The sequence below is a fragment of the Piscinibacter sp. HJYY11 genome (assembly GCF_016735515.1).
Lineage (GTDB): Bacteria > Pseudomonadota > Gammaproteobacteria > Burkholderiales > Burkholderiaceae_C > Rhizobacter.
This window is the reverse complement of record NZ_JAERQZ010000001.1, coordinates 1,990,687-2,007,358: the sequence shown is the minus strand read 5'-3', so window position 1 is coordinate 2,007,358 and position 16,672 is coordinate 1,990,687. Positions and strand designations below refer to the sequence as shown.

Here is a 16,672-nt window from a genome sequence, read left to right as displayed (position 1 = left end):
CAGGGTGCCGAGACAGGCGAGATGATGCGCCGCGCCGCACGGATTCGCCAGGCTTGCGCCCATACTGGCAGGCATGAACAGCACCTTCCCCTCCCTCCGGCGCCGCCACGCCGTTGCACTGCTGGGCGCCGCCGCACTGCCCGGCCTCGCGCGGGCGCAGGCAAAGTTCCCTGACAAGCCGATCACCCTCATCGTGCCCTTCGCCCCCGGCGGCATTGCCGACATCACCGCGCGTGCCGTGTCGGAGGTGATGGCGCAGAAGCTCGGGCAGGCGGTGATCGTCGACAACCGGCCGAGCGCCGGCAGCATCGTCGCGAGCCAGGCGGTGGCGACGGCCAAGCCCGATGGCCACACGCTGCTGCTGATGAGCAACGGCAATGCGGTGAGCGTGGGCCTCTTCAAGAAGCTGCCCTACGACACGAAGAAAGACTTCGTGGGCATCAGCACGCTCGGCTACTTCGACCTCGGCCTCTTCGTGGCCAGCGGGTCGAAGTTCGCCTCATTGAAGGACCTGGTGGCCTATGCCCGCGCCCACCCGGGCAAGCTCAACGTCGGCACGATCGCGGCCGGCAGCACGCAGCACCTCGCAGCCAAGCTCTTCGAGACGGTGGCCGGTCTCGAGGTGGCGCTCATCCCCTACAAGGGCAGCCCGGCGGTGCTGACCGCCTTGCGCGGCGGCGAGATCGATGTGGCATTCGAGATCCTCGGGCCGATGCTGCCGCAGGTGCAGGCGGGTGTGGTCAAGGCGCTCGCGGTGTCGGGCGACAAGCGCAACCCCGCGCTGCCCGAGGTGCCGACCGCCATGGAAGCCGGCGTGGCGGGCTACAACGTGGCGTCGTGGAATGCGCTCGCGGCGCCGGCCGGCACGCCGGCCGCGGTGGTGGAGGTGCTCAACCGCGCAGCGCGCGAGGCAGTGGCCTCGCCGGCGGTGCGCGACAAGCTCGCCAGGCTGGGCATGCGCGTGGCGGCCAGCTCGCCCGCCGAGCTGGAGAAGCTGCTCGCGAGCGAGATCGACCGCTGGAGCGCCGTGATCCGCGCGGCCAGGATCGAGCCGGAGTGACCGGCCTGTCTTCACGGTCCGTGAAGAGGGCTTGCCCGGGCGCCGTCTAGCGCCGCCGGGGCCGCGCGCCTAGAGTGCGACCATGGTCGATGTGCTCGTGGTCGGCGGCGGCAACGCTGCCTTGTGTGCCGCGCTGATGGCGCGCGAGGCGGGCGCCTCGGTGCTGATGCTCGAAGCCGCCCCGCGTGAGTGGCGCGGCGGCAACTCCCCGCATGTGCGCAACCTGCGCTGCATGCACGATGCGCCGCAGGACGTGCTGGTCGAGGCCTATCCCGAAGAGGAGTTCTGGCAAGACCTGCTGAAGGTCACCGGGGGCAAGACCGACGAGCACCTGGCGCGCCTGGCGATCCGTGCGTCGTCGAGCTGCCGCGACTGGATGCGATCGCATGGCGTGCGTTTCCAGCCCTCGCTCTCGGGGGCGCTGCACACCGCGCGCACCAACGCCTTCTTCATGGGCGGCGGCAAGGCCCTCGTCAATGCCTACTACCGCAGCGCCGAGCGGCTCGGGGTGACGGTGCGCTACGAGACGCCCATCGACCGCCTCGAGCTGCAGGACGGCCGCTTCGTCGCTGCTTGTGCAGGCGAGCGGCGCTTCGCTGCGAAAGCCTGCGTGCTCGCGGCCGGAGGTTTCGAGTCCAACCGCGAGTGGCTGCGCGAGGCCTGGGGGCAGAACGCACGCGGCGAATGGCCCGCCGACAACTTCCTGATCCGCGGTTCGCGCTTCAACCGCGGCGTGTTGCTCAAGCACCTGATCGACTGCGGCGCCGACGCGATCGGCGACCCGACGCAGGCCCACATGGTGGCGATCGATGCGCGCGCGCCGCTCTACGACGGCGGCATCTGCACCCGCATCGATTGCGTCTCGCTCGGCGTGGTGGTCAACCGCGAGGCGAAGCGCTTCTACGACGAGGGCGAAGACTTCTGGCCCAAGCGCTACGCGATCTGGGGCCGGCTCGTGGCGCAGCAGCCGGGGCAGATCGCGTGGTCGATCATCGACGCCAAGGCGGTGGGGCGTTTCATGCCACCGGTGTTCCCAGGCGTACGGGCCGACTCGCTGCCCGAGCTTGCACGCCAACTCGGCCTGGACGAAGCCACGTTCATGCGGACGCTCGAGGCCTACAACGCCGCCTGCCGCGCCGGAACCTTCGACCACACCGTGCTCGACGACTGCCACACGGAAGGCCTGACACCTGCCAAGACCCACTGGGCGCTGCCGCTCGACACCCCTCCGTTTCACGGCTACGCCCTCAAGCCCGGCGTGACCTTCACCTACCTCGGCCTCAAGACCAACGAGCACGCGGCGGTGCACTTCGACGGCACGCCGAGCGGCAACCTCTTCGTGGCCGGCGAGATGATGGCCGGCAATGTGCTTGGCCAGGGCTACACCGCCGGCGTGGGCATGAGCATCGGCACGGCCTTCGGTCGCATCGCCGGCACCAGCGCCGCGCGGGCCGCGCTGAGGGAGCGCGTGCATGGCTGAGGGCCGGGTCATCCCCATCGTGCCGCTGAGTGCCGCACAGGCCGAGGTCGACCGCGTGCTGACCATCTGCAACGCCTGCCGCTACTGCGAAGGCTTCTGCGCCGTCTTCCCCGCGATGACACGCCGCCTCTCGTTCCCCGCGGCCGACGTCGACTACCTCGCGAACCTCTGTCACAACTGCGGTGCCTGCCTGCACGCCTGCCAGTACGCGCCGCCGCACGAGTTCGCGGTCAACGTGCCGCAGGCGATGGCGCGCGTGCGCGGCGAGACCTATGCCGGCCATGCGTGGCCGCGGGCGCTCGGTGTGCTCTACCAGCGCAACGGGCTCGTGCTGTCGCTCGCACTCGCCTCGGGGCTGGCGCTCTTCCTCGTGCTCGCGGTGATGCGCGAAGGCGGCTTCTGGCAGCGGGTGGACGGCGGCAACTTCTACGCGGTGTTTCCGCACGGGCTGATGGTGAGTCTCTTCGCGCCGGTGTTCGCCTTCGTCGTGCTGGCCCTTGCGATGGCGGTGCGGCACTTCTGGCGCGGCATCTCGCCGGGCGAGGCGTCGGGCCCGGCAGTGGGCGAAGCCGCGCGCGATGCGCTGCGCCTCAGGTATCTCGATGGTGGGCACGGCGAGGGCTGCAACGAAGCCGACGACCGCTACACGCTCGCGCGGCGCCGCTTCCACCATTTCACCTTCTACGGATTCCTGCTGTGCTTCGCCGCGACCTGCGTGGCCACGCTCTACCACTACCTCTTCGGCTGGCCCGCGCCGTATGGCGTCACGAGTCTTCCGAAGCTGCTGGGCATCACCGGCGGGGTCTCGCTCGTGATCGGCACCGCCGGTCTGGGGTGGCTCAACCTGAAGCGGCACCCGACACACGGCGACGTGGCGCAGCGCCCCATGGACCGCGGCTTCATCGCGCTGCTTTTCCTCACCGCGTCGAGCGGCCTCGTGCTGATGCTCGTGCGCAGCACCGCGGCCTTGCCCTTGGCGCTGTGCGTGCACCTGGGGGCGGTGATGGCGCTCTTCCTCACCTTGCCCTACGGCAAGTTCGCGCACGGGGTGTTCCGCGTCGCCGCCTTGCTGAAGTGGGCGATCGAGAAGCGGCAGCCCAATACGGTGGGGGTGGGCGAGTAGCGCTGGCGTGCAGGCACCGCGATTGCCGCGCGGCAGGGCCCACTTCCGGAACACACCGCTTGCCCCCTGCCCGACACCGCCGCGCTGCACCGCGCCGCCTGCAGCCTTCGCGCTTCGATGCCGTCACCTTGCAGGAGGTGACCGAGACCGACTGGGTGGCCGACCTGCCCGGCGCGCATGGCGTTGCATCGGCAGCGCTCGAGCGCGTGTTTGCCGATGGCGCGCATGTGCCGGGGCTCAGGAGCCTCGTCGTCGTGCGCGAGGGCCTGCTGATCGGCGAGCGCTACTTCCATGGCGCATTGCCCTCGCACCTGCTGCCCATCAACTCGGTCACCAAGAGCGTGAGCTCGATGCTGGTGGGCCTGGCGCTTTCGCGTGGCACGCTCCCGGGCCTGGACGAGCCGGTGCACCGCCTGCTGCCGGAAGCGGCCGAATGGCCCGGTGCGCCCCTGGCCGGGGTGACGCTGCGGCAGATCCTGCAAGGGCGCACCGGCATGGCCTTCGACGTGGAGCGCTCGCCCGAGTTGCTCAACGCCCGCGATCCGGTGCAGCGCGCGCTTGCCTCCCCGCGAACGCCGCCGCCCCGCTCGGGATGGACGTACAACGATGCTGCGGTCAGCCTGCTGTCGCCCATCCTCCAGCGCGCCGAGGGCATGAGCCTGTCTGCGCTCGCTGCGCGCGACCTCTTCGCGCCGCTCGGCATCCGCCGCTTCGCCTGGCAGCGCGACCGGTTTGACCGTGTGCTCGCCTACGCCGGCCTTGCGCTGCGCCCGCGCGACCTTGCCAAGCTTGCGTGGATGGTCCTGCAGCAGGGCCGCTGGCAGGATCGGCAGGTGCTGCCCGCCGACTGGGTGGCCGAGAGCACGCGTTCCCACGGGCCGGCCGACTGGCGGCAGGCCCCGATGCAAGGCATCGGCTATGGCCACCTGTGGTTCACCGGTGTGCTGCAGGGCGTGCCGCTGGTCTGGGGCCTCGGCTATGGCGGCCAGTGGGCGCTGCTCGCGCCTTCGCTGAAGCTGGTGGTCGCCACCGCGGCCACCTCGCCGCCGGGCGAGAAGGCGATGGCACAGATGCAGGCGGTGCGCTTGCTGGTGGCGCGGGTGGTGATGGCCGCGCGGTGAGCGGCGTCAATCCGGGTTGTCAGGACGCAAGGGAGAGAAGCGCTCTTCCTTGCCCGTCAGAAAGGGCAGTGTGCGGCTGGCCGTCAGCCACGAGACGCCGAAGGCCACCAGGCCGAGCGCCTCGCCGTAGAACACGAAGCGGCTGTGCACGTGCTGCGTCATGCCGCCTTGCGTGAAGGTCTCGATCGCGAGCGAGCCGATGGACAGCAGCATCGCGATGCCGCAGCCCGCATAGATCCACGAGCGCACGTTGGCGCGCCTGTTGTGCTTGGCCCGTGCACGGTGAAAGAAGCCCCAGCACAGGTACGCGAGGATGAGGAACAGCACGATCGCCGCGCCGCCGTGCACGCCCTCGATGATTTCGTCGCGGTTGACACAGCGGCAGGGAAACATCGCGATGATGACGCCGCACAGCGCCGCCACCTTGCACAGCACCATCTCCACCTTGGTGTAGCCGTTGTAGGCCAGCATGAGCGCCGAGATGGCGAACAGGAAGCCGATGAAGATCACCTGCGACCAGCCGTTCTCGAAGTAGGCGGCGCTGATGGAGGTGAGCGTGTTGTTGGCAAACGCACTCGTCAGCCACGACAGCGTGATCGCGATCACGCCGACGAGCAGCTTGATGGTGCGGTGGTCGATCTCGTGGTGCTGGGGGCGTGCAGGCATGGTGCTATTTCCTGTTGGCCATGTAGGCTCTCAACGTGACGCTTGCCCACTTCTTGCCGACCTCGCATTCGATGTCGGTGGGGGCGGGCGTGAGCTGCCCGTTGTGATAGCTGCGGATGCGGACGAGCGAATCGAAGTCTTCCTTGCGCGCTTCCTTGACCATGGCCCCGAGTGCCTTGAGCGTGGCCTGCCGGCAGGCTTCCTCGGGGGCGCGGCCGGCGGTCTCGGCGTACTCGGTGTACTCGTAGGGGCTGTTGGTCCGCTCGTCGTACGTGGGCGCGTCGGTGCCCCAATAGGCTCTGACGTGGCGGCCGAGGATCTTCTTGAGCTCCGGGCTGGCCTGCACCGGTGCGAGCGGCATGAAAATGGCGTCCTTCGCGGGCGCGCGTGCTGGCAGCGTGGCCAATTGCTTCTGGGCGTCCGCGAAGCGTTGCGCGGCGGCCTCGGTCATGCCGAACGAGCTCCAGATGCGGATGTCCGTCGCCCGGTAGGCAGGAGTGCACGAGAAGGTCTGCGATTCGGTGGGAACCCCCTTGCCTTGGCCGACGCGGATGTTGAACACCACGTCGTAGCCCAGGTTGCGGGCATGGCGGATCATCGAATCGAGTGCGTTCTCGAAGGCCGCCACGCAGTGCTCCCGCGTGCCGGCGGAGAACACCTTGCCGCTCAGGCTGATGCCCGTGTTGACGTCTTCGCGCGAGATCTCCAGCAGGGGCGGCGTGGCCTCGTCGCCCCAGTAGAGCTTGACGTCGGGGTCGAGAAACTGCCTGGCCCGTTCGGATTGCAGCAGTTCGCTGACCCGCATGGGGATCGGGTCTGCCGCGCTGGCGGTGAAGGCGAGGGAGGCCAGGACGAGGGCGAGAAGGGGTCGGTTGAGCATGGAAAGTCGGTGCGGGCTGTCGATCTGTGGCGCAAACTGTACTCAGCCGGTGCTCAGGCGCGCCGGGTGTACCAGGCGTGGATCAGGCCCGCCTGGAAGAACTGCACGGGCGGCTCGAAGCCGGCCGACGCGATGATCTCTTCGACGCGTGGCACCGGCAGGATGGCCACGTCCCGGTCGTACGCCGCTCGCATCTGCTGGGCGCGCTCTGGCGTGAGGTCGGATGCGGCCAGCGTGCGCAGCCAGACGTCGAGCAGGCTGGCGTAGTGCGGAGCCTCCCGGTCGGAGGCCAGGTCCGACGAGGCGAGCACACCACCGGGCTTGAGCCGGGTGGCGATGGCGCGGAAGAACTCGGTCCGCTCGCCGGCGTCGAGCAGGAACTGCGACACCAGCAAGGAGGTGGCGCCATCGAACGGCGCCGCGTCGGGCAGCGATTCGAGATAGCCGTTGTGGAACGTGCAGCGCTCGAGGTAGCCATGGCGCTGCGCCCTCGACCTGGCCGCCTCGACCATGCCGGCCGAGGGCTCGACGGCCACGAAGGTCCACCCGGGGAACCGCTCGGCGAAGAAGTGGATCTCGGCCCCGGTTCCGGCGCCCACGCACAGCAGGCGGGCGTCTGGCGGCAGGCCGGAGAAGATGGACGCCATCAGCAGGTGGATGCCGTCGCGAAACGCGGCGAGCTTGGCCCACTGCTGGTCGTAGGCGCCTGCCTGTTGATCGAAGATCGCTTCGAGCTGGGTGCGGTCCATGGTGAGACGCTCAAGGCAGCGTGAGAAGGGCCGCTGCGATCACCCCGAGCCCCGCGACGCCCATCGCCCAGACCAGCGTGCGCACCCCCGGGATGCCGAGGTAGTAGATCGGCAGGTAGACCACCCGGGCCCAGAAGAAGATCTGCGCACCCAGCAGCACCTGCGTGCTGGCGGGCGCCACGGCGAGGGCCGCGACAGCCAGTGCCGAAAAGAGGATGAAGTTCTCCAGCGTGTTCTTCGCGGCCCGGTCGGCGCGGGCCGCCAGCGGCGTGGGCTCGGGCAGGTTGTCGCGGTTGCCGATGGCGAGCTTCACGTCGCCTTTCGAGCGCAGCGTGCTCGCCACGATGATGGACAGCCAGGTCAGCACGGTCATGGCGACGACGAGGGTGAGCAAGCGGGTCACAGGCATCTCTCCAGGTTGGACGAAGCCCGTATTCTGCTGCGCCATGGCGCGCAGCCAGCGTCGAGTTCAGCGCGACGGCGGCCGGTGCAGGAGCGCCGTGCCGACGGCATCGCCTTCCACGCGCGGGTAGCGCACCAGCACCTCGGGGTCGTGACCGGGCACGAGCAGGGTGGAGGCGCCGGCGATCTGCTTCAGGCGGCGGTGCCCGGCCAGCATGTCGGCCACGTTGAAGACGATGGGGAAGGCGCGCTCGCCCTCGATGTTCTCGTAGTAGTGGCTGGCATCGGAGGCCAGCACCACCCACCCGCGCTCGGTGTGCACCCGCACGGCCTGCAGGCCCCGGGTGTGGCCGCCGATCAGCAGCAGCTCGACGCCGGGGGCGACGGTGCTGTCCCCCGCATGGAAGCTCACTCGCTCGGCGTAGACCTGGCGCACGAGCTCCACCACGTCGTCGACCGCGTAGGCATGGCGCATCGCCGGCTGGCACATGCAGCGGCCGGTGGCGTAGTCGAGCTCGCTGTCCTGCACATGAAAGCGCGCCTGGGGCAGCAGCGGCAGGTTGCCCGCGTGGTCGTAGTGCAGGTGGGTGAGGATCACGTCGCCGATGCGGGCCGGGTCCACGCCCAGCGTGCGGCAGGCCTCGATGGGGCAGCGCAGCCATTGGCGGTGGCGCGCCGCGCCAGTGGCCTGGCTGAAGCCGGTGTCGACGAGGATGTTTCTCGTCTCGCCCTTGAGCAGCCAGACGAAGAAGTCCATCGGCATCGGGCCGTCGTGGTCGTCGGCGGGGAGGAAGTTGTCGCGGCGCCGGCGCGGCATGCTGGCGTACTTGATCGCGTAGACCTCGTATCGAGGCAGTGTCATGGTGAAGGGCCGATCAGCTGGCTGATGACCGGATGGTATTGGTCGCCAAGGCCCGCGTCGATCGCCGCCTGGTACCACGCATCGACGGTGCGTGCGCCCTTCGCGTCGACGCCGGTCTCCTGCGCGAGCTTGAGCGCGTAGGCGAGGTCCTTGCGGGCGTAGCGCACGGAGAACGCGCGTTCGGGAAAGTCACCCGGCAGCATCGCCTTCATGCCATGGCTGCGCAACGCGAAGCTGTCGGCGCTGCCTTTGCTCAGCGTCTCGAAGAGCAGCGTGGGGTCGACACCCGCACGCTCGGCGATGGCCTTGGCTTCGGCGAGCGCAACCACGGTCTCGAAGAGCACCATGTTGTTGAGGATCTTCACGACCTGGCCGCAGCCGACCGGGCCGCACAGCGCGATGTCGGAGGCGAAGGTGGCGATGAGCGGCTTCACGCGCTCGAAGGTCGCGGCATCGGCGCCGACCATCACCGAGAGCGTGCCGGCCTCGGCCGCAGCGCGGGTGCGCGCGACGGGGGCGTCGATGAAGGCCACGCCCTTGTCGGCGAAAGCCCGGGCCAGTGCGCGGGTGGTGTCGACCGGCGAGGTGCCGAGGTCGACCACGATCTGGCCCGCATAGGCGTGGGCGAGCAGGCCGTCGGGCTGGTGCGCGAGCTGGTGGACGATCTCGCCGGAGGGCAGGGAAAGCAAGACGATGCTGGCGCGCTCCATCACCGCGGCGGCCGAGTCGGTGCTCTGCACGCCGACGGCTGCGAGGCGTTGCAGCACCGTGGCGTCGAGGTCGTGGGCGTACACGACGCGGCCCGACTTGCGCGCGAGGTTGCGGCACATGGGCTCGCCCATCACGCCCAGGCCGATGAAGCCGATGGAGTCTGGGGTCATCACTCAGAGGCCGAGGTAGAGGCCCTTCGCCTGCTGGTACAGGCGCAGGCCGGAGAGGCCTTTTTCGCGGCCGAGGCCGCTGTCCTTGAAGCCGCCGAAGGGGGTGGCGATGGAGAGCTGCTTGTAGGTGTTGATCCACACCGTGCCGGCTTCGAGCGCGCGTGCGACGCGCAGCGCGCGCCTGTAGTCTGCCGTCCAGATGCCGGAGGCAAGGCCGTAGGCGCTGTCGTTGGCCTGCGCGATCAGGTCGTCTTCGTCGTCGAAGGGCATCGCGCACAGCACCGGGCCGAAGATCTCCTGCTGGGCGATGGTGGCCCGGTTGTCGATGCCGGCGATGACGGTGGGCAGGTAGAAGGCGCCGGCGGCGAGGCGAGCATCGTGCGGCCGCGCGCCACCGGCCACGATCCCGGCGCCACTCGCGCGGGCCGCCTCGACCATGGCCTCGACGCGCTCGCGCTGCGCGAACGAGGCAAGGGGGCCCATCTCGGCGCCGCTCGCATCGGGCAAGTCCACGCGCAGACGATTCGCCTTGTCGCTGACCATCTGCAGCACCTGGTCGAACACGCTGCGCTGCACGAAGAGCCGCGAGCCGGCCACGCACGACTGGCCGCTGCCTTCGAAGATGCCGCCGGCCACGGCGTCGACGGCGGCCTCGAGGTCTGCATCGGCAAAGACGATGTGAGGCGACTTGCCGCCGAGTTCCAGCGCAACGGGCATCAGCTTGCGCGCCGCCGCTTCGGCGATGCGCCGGCCGCTGGCGGTGCCGCCGGTGAACGACACCATCTTCACACCGGGATGCTCGACGAGTGCTGCGCCCGCGGTCGTGCCGGTGCCGGGCAGCACGTTGAGCAGCCCGGGGGGCAGGCCCGCTTCAAGCGCGATGCGACCGAGTTCGAGCGCAGTGGAGGGGGTGATCTCCGAGGGCTTCAGGATGACGGCGTTGCCCGCGGCGAGTGCCGGCGCGATCTTCTGCGCCTCCATCGTCAGCGGTGAGTTCCACGGCGTGATGGCGGCGACCACGCCATAGGGTTCGTGCACCGTCATCGAGAGGTAGTGGCCGCGCGAGGGCGTGAGCTCGGAGCCGAGCGTCTCGCACACCGAGGCGTAGTAGCGGAAGGTGGCCGCCGCACTCTTGACCTGCGCGGCGCACTCGGCCCAGACCTTGCCGTTCTCGAGCATCTGCAGGCGGGCGAAGCGGTCGCTGTCGCGCAGCATCAGCTCGCCGATGCGGTGGAGGATGGCGGCGCGCTGCGGCGACAGCATGTGCCGCCAGGCCTTGGCGCGTGCGGCCTCGGTGGCGGTGGCCACGGCGTCGTCCACGTCGTCGGGGCCGGCCGCGGCGACGCGGTGATTGAGCTGGCCCGTCGCGGGGTTGATGGACTCGAGCGGCGGCAACTGGCTGCGGCCGGGCAGGAACTCGCCGCCGATGAGCAGGGGGCGTGGCGTCTCGTCGTGCGTGCCAGGCGAGGGCATTGCTTGTCTCTTCGTTGTGTTCTGTTAAACAGAATACATGTTCTGTCGTTGGACAAGTGTCGCGCCGACCGGAGCCGAGCGTCAAGGCATGGCAGTGCGGGTGTTACCCCTGGGCGTGGTCGCGTTCGGATATGCGGGCCGCGTGCAGCAGCCCGGAACGTCCTGGCGCAGGACCCGAGGATCGTCTCAGCGCGAAGACGAGCGCGCGGCGCTGCGCCGTGCCGGCCGCTCGGCGGGCCACACGCCACCCAGCTTGCGCGTGGCGGTCTCGCAGGCGTCGAGCAGGGGCCTCACCATTTTCTTCACCGCGGTTTCGGTGAAACGATCGAGCGGCCCCGAGAGCGACAGCGCACCGAGCAACGCACCACCGGGGCCGAACACCGGCCCGGCCACGGCGCCGCACAGCGGGTCGCGCTCGCCGAAGGAGTATTCGGCCAGCTCGCCTTGCAAGGCCTCGGGATCGCCGTGGCCAAAGCGCAGCAGCACCTTGCCGGCCGCGCCGCGCTTGAGCGGCAGCAAGTCGCCGGCACGCACGCGGTCCAGCGTGGAGTGGCGCGAGTCGAAGCGCAGCAGGCACAGGCGCGTCTCGTCGTCCTGCCGCACATGGAACGAAGGGCTTTCGGTGCCGCGCTCCACCAGCGCCTGCATCAGCGGCGCGAGCTGCTCTTCCACGCGGTTGTTGCGCTCGTAGGCGCGGCCGAGGCGAAACGCGAGCGGCCCCAGCACGTATCGCTGGTCCTGCTGGCGCAGCACGAGCCCGCGCCGCTCCAGCGTGACCATCATGCGCAGCACCGCGCTCTTGTAGAGGCCCGTGGCTTCGGCGATGCCGGTGAGCGTGAGCGGCTGCTCGGCGCGCTCGATCGCCTCGACGATCGCCAGCGCCCGCTCCACGGCGGCCACGCCTTCCATGTTGGCGGCGTAGCCAGGAGACCGTTTGGCAGCGGAGGCAGAACGAGAGGGCATCGACGAAGGGATCTGTGAGCGTGCGCGCGTGGTGCCGCAGTATGGCGCAGCGTCGCGCGCACACCCCCACCGATGGGGGAACAGCCTGTTGCGAGATCGCGAGTGGCCCGTGATGCAATACGCGGATGAACGAGGAAGTCCAGTCGCTGCGCAAACGCCTGCAGGATCTGCACGAGCAGCACGTCACCGGTTTCGTGAACGACGCGCAGTACGCCGAGGCCCGCGCACTGCTCGAGCGCAAGCTGGTCGACGCCGTGATGCGCAGCCCCGACCCCGACGAGGAGTGGCCCGAGACCGTGATGATGGGCGACATGCGGCCCGATGCGGCGCTGCTGCCGCCGGTGCCCATGCCGTCGACAGGCGCGAAGTCGAGCGCGCTGCGCTGGCTCATCGGCACGGGCTTGCTGGCGGTGGCGGCTGCGGCGCTCACCTATGGATGGGCGGTGTCGTCGAGCCGCAGCGCGGCAACGCCGTCGCGCCCGACCGCGTCGGTCGACAGGGCGTCGGCACCGACGGCTGCGGTCATCGTCGATGCGGCAACGTCGTCAGGCCAACCGGCGGCTCCAGCGGGCTCGTCGATCAGCGGCACGGTGGACCTGTCGCCCACCCTCGCCCCACAGGCGAAGCCGAACGACACGGTCTTCATCTTCGCCCGCGCGGTGGAAGGCCCGCCGGTGCCGCTCGCGGTGATCCGCAAGCAGGTGAAGGACCTGCCGCTTCAGTTCACGCTCGACGACAGCATGGCCATGTGGCCTGATGCGAAGGTGTCGGCCTTCTCGCGCGTGGTGGTGACGGCGCGGGTGAGCAAGAGCGGCGAAGGCCAGGCCCGCCCGGGTGACCTGGAGGGCCACTCTGCGCCCGTGGCCGTGGGGGCCGCGGGGCTGCAGATCGCCATTGCCAACGTGGTCGGACCGTAACGGCCGATCAGATCGGCGCCAGCACGAAGTCACCCGCCTCGTGGCCCGCAAAGCCGATGGGCGCGTATTGCGGCTGCTGCTGGATCTTGAGGCGCCGCGCCAGGTGAGCGAAACGCGCAGCCACTGCACCATGCAGCTCCTGCGCCGCCATCGGTGAGCGCACCTGCCCCAGCACGTCGAGCAGGCTGCGTGCGAAGAGCGAGTGGTTGATGCTGCCGCCGTCGACCACCGGCTCCATGCCGCCCGAGGTCATGGCCACCCGCGCGCGCTGCTGGCTGAGCTGGCGCAGCGGGCCCAGGCGTTGCTCGAGCGTCAGGGCCTGGTCGACCGTGGGCACGAGCGAGCGCGTGAGCGTGCCGGAGTAGCACGAGTCGGCGATCACGAGCACATGGCGTGCGGCCATGGCCGAGAGCTGGTCGGTGACGTCGATCACCGACACCCATTGCGCGATGTCCTTCTCGTCGCCGTCGACGGGGATCCAGTAGCCGCGCGCGGTGACGGTGTCCATCTGCCCGTGGCCCGCGTAGTAGACGACCACCTGGTCCTGCGGGCCGACCTGCTGACGCAACTTGCCCAGGGCGGACAGCAGCTGCTGGCGCGTCACGTCCTGCAGCAGTGTCACCTCGAAGCCGAAGCGTTGCTTGAGCACCGAGGCCACCGCCTGCGCATCGGCGCGTGGTGTGTCGAGGGGCGTCCAGCGCTTGTACTGCTGGTTGGCGATGACAAGGGCGTGGCGCTTGCCGCCGATCAACGGCGTGAGCGGCTGCGGCGCCGCGGGGGTGGTCCGGCTTGGCACGGCGCTGGCCGGGGATGCTGCGGCAAGCGCGGCGGTGGCGACGGTCAAGGGCGCCGAGCGTTGCACCAGCTTCAGCTCGGCCTGCGCTTGCGCGCCCACTTCGTCTTCCGCCTGCACGAGCACGGTGGACGGGGTGTCACCCACCGTGAGCGGGATGCTCAAGAGGCCCTGGGCGTCGGGTGTGTGGGCCTGACCGTTCACCCGCACGGACTTCACACCGCTGGCACTGGCCACGCGCACCACGACTTCAAGCGGCCCGGGTGCGCTCTCCAGCGTGATCGGTGCGCCGGCCACGCGGGGCAGGGGCACCGCGCCAAGGGGCGAGACCACGTCGACGCGCAGGCGCTCGGCCCGCTGGATCGACAGGCCGGTCATCAGGCCACCGGTGGCCTTCTGGATGAGGTCGCCGATGCGGCGGTAGGCGTCGAGCGAGCTCAGGCCCTGGGCTGCCGCGAGCATGGCGCTCTTCTCCAGGAAACCGGCCAGGCCGATCAACGCGCGTGCCGAGCCTTGCGCAGCGGCCTTCTCGTACCACGATTGAGCGCCGGCGCGGTCGCCTTGCTGGTCGAGCAACTCAGCCATCGAGGCTTGTGCCGCGGGCACACCTTGTATGGCCAGCGGCAGCAAGGCCGTTGCGGCAGCAGTTCGGTCAAGCGGCGCCACCGCAGGGGCGGTGCCGGCGTTCGCTGCGGGTGCGGTGGCCGGCGCCGCTGCACCACTCGCGGTGCCCGTGGCTTGCGGCTCGGTGTACTCGCCCCCGGCTGCCTGGCACTGCGCAGGCAAGAGGCGGGTGGCGCGGCGCGGCATCACGGTGGTGCTCAAGCCCAGGCGACGCACCTGGCCCGGCAACAGGCAGTGCACGAGCCCATCGGCCGGCGCCGCCTGCGTGCCTGCAGGGTCGGCACCCTTGGCGTTCGATCCCCAGAGGAAGCTCAGCACCAGCGCCGCCGCGGCAAGCGCCAGCTGCCGCGGGCGCGGCGTGGACATCAGCCTCATGGAACCCTCAGCCCGCGCGGAACTGCACGCGGCGGTTGCTGCCGTTGTACGGGTCGCTCTTGTCGAGCAACTTGTGCGGGCCCTTGCCTTCCACGCCGAGCTGCGTCACGGGAATCTTCTTCACGTTGACGAGGTAGTTGCGCACGGCCGAGGCGCGGCGCAGTGACAGGCTTTCGTTGTAGTGCACGCTGCCCTTGGCGTCGGTGTGGCCCTCGACGACCACCTTCACCGTGCCTTCGGTCAGGCGGATGCCTTCGGCGATCACGTCGAGCTGCTGGCGCGCCTTGGGGTTGAGCGTGGCCGAGTCGAAATCGAAGGGCACCGGCACCGACACGGCGCTCGCTTCGGTCGGGTTTTTGGTGGGGGTCTGCTCCAGCAGCGCGAACGGCGAGCGGCCGTTGATGGGCGCCTGGCCGCGCAGCTTGGTGGCTTCACTCGCCCCGCGGAAAAGGATGTCGGCGACTTCCTGCGCGGTGGGCTGCTGCCCTTCGCCGTAGACCATCACGGTCTGCGCTTGCGCGAGCCACGGCGTGGCGAGCAGCACGAGTGCTGCGAGCGTGATCCTGGTGTTCATTGTTTTCTCCCTGTGAACGCAACCCGGAATTTTTCCATGTGGGTTGCGCGTCGGTGCCCCCACATCGGAGGGGGCGCGACACACGCAAATGCAACCAACGGAAACGGTGTGGCGCACAGGGGCGCATCCACCCGCAAAGGGGATGGGCGCGTCGGAGTGATGTCTGGATGATCGCGGCTTTTTTGTCCGGACGGGCGGCATCGGAGAGGGGCCGCACGCGTGATCCCACAGAACTACACCATGAAGAAATCCAACATCACATCGCTGTCATCGCTGGCCGTGTTGCCATGTCTCCTGTCTGTCGCGGCCGATGCGTCGGCGGCCATCGAATGCTCGCCCAATGCCATGGTGTCGGGCAGCACACTGGCCCTGGTGGGCAACTGCATCGACACCGACACCAACCTGGCCATCACCTCGGGCGCCGAGGTCTGGCACATCGGCCCGCCCGGGAGTTCGTCTCCACTCGGCACACGCAACGTCTCGGGCGGTGCGCTCACCGTGCCGGCCTTGCCGGGAGAGCACACCTACTACATCTCGGCCATCGACAACGGCTATGGCGGCCTCGTGAGCGTGGCGGGCGAGGGCGGCTACCCGAGCACGGTGGTGAACCTGCCGTGCCCGGGTGACGTGCAGGCAGGTGCCGCAACCCGCGCACGCGCGACGCGTGTGCGCCGCCAAGACCATGACTGCGCGGCCCCCGCCCCCCATGCGGCCGAGCTGGCAACACCGCTCATGGCCGTGCAGGGCCAGCGCCTGCAGAGCAACCTCGACCATGCCCAGTCGCGCATGCGCATCCTGCGACGCAATCGCAACGTGCCAGCCTTCGACGTGCAGGGCGTGCCGCTGCCGGTGAAGAAGAACGACGACCCTGCAGCCTCCGCGCGAGAGACGCAGCGTCTGGGCGTGTACCTGCTCGGGCTCGGCGACTACCTGCGCCAGAACCGCAGCGACACGCAGTCCGAGTTCAGGCTGCGCAGCACCGCGCTGTCGATCGGTGCCGACTACCGACTGAACGACGAATGGGTGTTCGGCGCCAATGCCGGCGGCTCGAACGCACGCATCGATTTCGCCGAGTCGCTGAGCCGGCAGAAGAGCAAGGGCGGGCAGGCCACGGCCTATGCGAACTGGAACGTCACGGCGTCCGGCTACGTCAGTGCCACCGTCAGCTATGAAGCCACCCGCTATGCCCTGCAGCGCGACGACGGCATCGGCGGCGTGGCCGAGGCAAGGCCGGGTGGACGCGGCCTGGGCCTCAGCCTCTCGGCCGGTCGCGACCTGAACTTTGGTGCGTGGAGCGTCGGGCCCTACCTGCGCATCGACAGCGTGACCTCCCGCGTCGAGGCCTTCGAGGAAAGCGGCAGCACCGAAGCCTTGAGCGTCAGCCGGCAGACCGTGCGCTCCACGAGCTACAACCTCGGCGCGCAGGTGCAGACGAGCCTGCCGGTGTCGTGGGGCCTGGTGCTGCCGTACGTGCGTGTCGAAGCCACGCGCCGCACGCAACACACGCGAGATGCCGCCAGCGCGACCCTCGTCAACGGCAACACCACCGTGCTCATCCCCACCACGGCCGACACCAGCGCCGGCTACGGCAACGTGGCACTCGGCCTCTCGAGCGTGCATCAAGGTGGCATGAGCTGGTACGTGGACTATGAGACCGGCGTCGCGCAGAAGGGCTACCGCAGCCAGCGCCTCGGGCTCGGGCTGCGATTCGAACTCTGACCACAAGAGG

At 69.6% G+C, this 16,672-nt stretch carries 16 protein-coding genes; 6 read left to right on the top strand and 10 right to left on the bottom strand.

Features of this window, described 5'->3' with window-relative positions; translation table 11 throughout:
* Positions 1-73 precede the first annotated feature (73 nt).
* From JI745_RS09130 to JI745_RS09115, 4 genes are all read left to right on the top strand, one after another.
* Positions 74-1,060, top strand: coding sequence for a tripartite tricarboxylate transporter substrate binding protein (locus JI745_RS09130; RefSeq protein ID WP_201805573.1), 987 nt, complete (start codon positions 74-76; stop codon positions 1,058-1,060).
* Positions 1,061-1,142: 82 nt separating this feature from the next.
* Positions 1,143-2,540: an FAD-dependent tricarballylate dehydrogenase TcuA gene (tcuA, locus tag JI745_RS09125; RefSeq protein ID WP_201805572.1), complete on the top strand. Its 1,398-nt coding sequence runs from the start codon at positions 1,143-1,145 to the stop codon at positions 2,538-2,540.
* On the top strand, positions 2,533-3,663 hold the full coding sequence (gene tcuB, locus JI745_RS09120; protein ID WP_201805571.1) for a tricarballylate utilization 4Fe-4S protein TcuB: 1,131 nt from the start codon (positions 2,533-2,535) through the stop codon (positions 3,661-3,663). The genes tcuA and tcuB overlap by 8 nt, the downstream gene beginning before the upstream one ends.
* A 59-nt stretch (positions 3,664-3,722) precedes the next feature.
* Positions 3,723-4,784, top strand: a complete 1,062-nt coding sequence (locus JI745_RS09115) for a serine hydrolase (protein WP_201805569.1) — start codon at positions 3,723-3,725, stop codon at positions 4,782-4,784.
* A gap of 6 nt (positions 4,785-4,790) precedes the next feature.
* Here JI745_RS09115 and JI745_RS09110 read toward each other — a convergent pair whose 3' ends face one another.
* From JI745_RS09110 to JI745_RS09075, 8 genes are all read right to left on the bottom strand, one after another.
* Positions 4,791-5,450, bottom strand: a complete 660-nt coding sequence (locus tag JI745_RS09110; protein ID WP_201805567.1) for a hypothetical protein — start codon at positions 5,448-5,450, stop codon at positions 4,791-4,793.
* Between the two features lie 4 nt (positions 5,451-5,454).
* Complete coding sequence (locus tag JI745_RS09105; RefSeq protein ID WP_201805566.1) at positions 5,455-6,330, bottom strand: hypothetical protein; 876 nt, start codon at positions 6,328-6,330, stop codon at positions 5,455-5,457.
* Positions 6,331-6,383: 53 nt separating this feature from the next.
* On the bottom strand, positions 6,384-7,079 hold the full coding sequence (locus JI745_RS09100) for a class I SAM-dependent methyltransferase (RefSeq protein ID WP_201805565.1): 696 nt from the start codon (positions 7,077-7,079) through the stop codon (positions 6,384-6,386).
* A gap of 10 nt (positions 7,080-7,089) precedes the next feature.
* Positions 7,090-7,482 carry an MAPEG family protein gene (locus JI745_RS09095; protein ID WP_201805564.1) on the bottom strand — a complete coding sequence of 131 codons (393 nt, stop codon included), beginning with the start codon at positions 7,480-7,482 and terminating at the stop codon, positions 7,090-7,092.
* Between the two features lie 66 nt (positions 7,483-7,548).
* A complete protein-coding gene (locus JI745_RS09090; protein WP_201805563.1) occupies positions 7,549-8,343 on the bottom strand; it encodes an N-acyl homoserine lactonase family protein in 795 nt (264 codons plus the stop codon).
* Positions 8,340-9,224 (bottom strand): NAD(P)-dependent oxidoreductase, encoded by an 885-nt coding sequence (locus JI745_RS09085; RefSeq protein WP_201805562.1) that lies wholly within the window; start codon positions 9,222-9,224, stop codon positions 8,340-8,342. Before JI745_RS09085 ends, JI745_RS09090 begins: the two co-directional genes overlap by 4 nt.
* Before the next feature lie 3 nt (positions 9,225-9,227).
* Positions 9,228-10,697 carry an aldehyde dehydrogenase gene (locus tag JI745_RS09080; protein WP_201805561.1) on the bottom strand — a complete coding sequence of 490 codons (1,470 nt, stop codon included), beginning with the start codon at positions 10,695-10,697 and terminating at the stop codon, positions 9,228-9,230.
* A gap of 186 nt (positions 10,698-10,883) precedes the next feature.
* Positions 10,884-11,660, bottom strand: coding sequence for an IclR family transcriptional regulator (locus tag JI745_RS09075; RefSeq protein WP_201805559.1), 777 nt, complete (start codon positions 11,658-11,660; stop codon positions 10,884-10,886).
* Between the two features lie 125 nt (positions 11,661-11,785).
* Here JI745_RS09075 and JI745_RS09070 point away from each other — a divergent pair, with 125 nt between their 5' ends.
* Positions 11,786-12,577, top strand: coding sequence for a hypothetical protein (locus JI745_RS09070; protein ID WP_201805558.1), 792 nt, complete (start codon positions 11,786-11,788; stop codon positions 12,575-12,577).
* A 7-nt stretch (positions 12,578-12,584) separates the two neighbouring features.
* Here the strand turns inward: JI745_RS09070 and JI745_RS09065 are convergent, their stop codons facing one another.
* Together JI745_RS09065 and JI745_RS09060 are read right to left on the bottom strand one after the other, a co-directional pair.
* Positions 12,585-14,369, bottom strand: coding sequence for a caspase family protein (locus JI745_RS09065; RefSeq protein ID WP_201805556.1), 1,785 nt, complete (start codon positions 14,367-14,369; stop codon positions 12,585-12,587).
* Between the two features lie 7 nt (positions 14,370-14,376).
* Positions 14,377-14,943 (bottom strand): OmpA family protein, encoded by a 567-nt coding sequence (locus tag JI745_RS09060; protein ID WP_201805554.1) that lies wholly within the window; start codon positions 14,941-14,943, stop codon positions 14,377-14,379.
* A 240-nt stretch (positions 14,944-15,183) separates the two neighbouring features.
* On the opposite strand from JI745_RS09060, the gene JI745_RS09055 reads away from it, so the two are divergent.
* A complete protein-coding gene (locus JI745_RS09055) occupies positions 15,184-16,662 on the top strand; it encodes an autotransporter outer membrane beta-barrel domain-containing protein (protein WP_201805552.1) in 1,479 nt (492 codons plus the stop codon).
* Positions 16,663-16,672 lie beyond the last annotated feature (10 nt).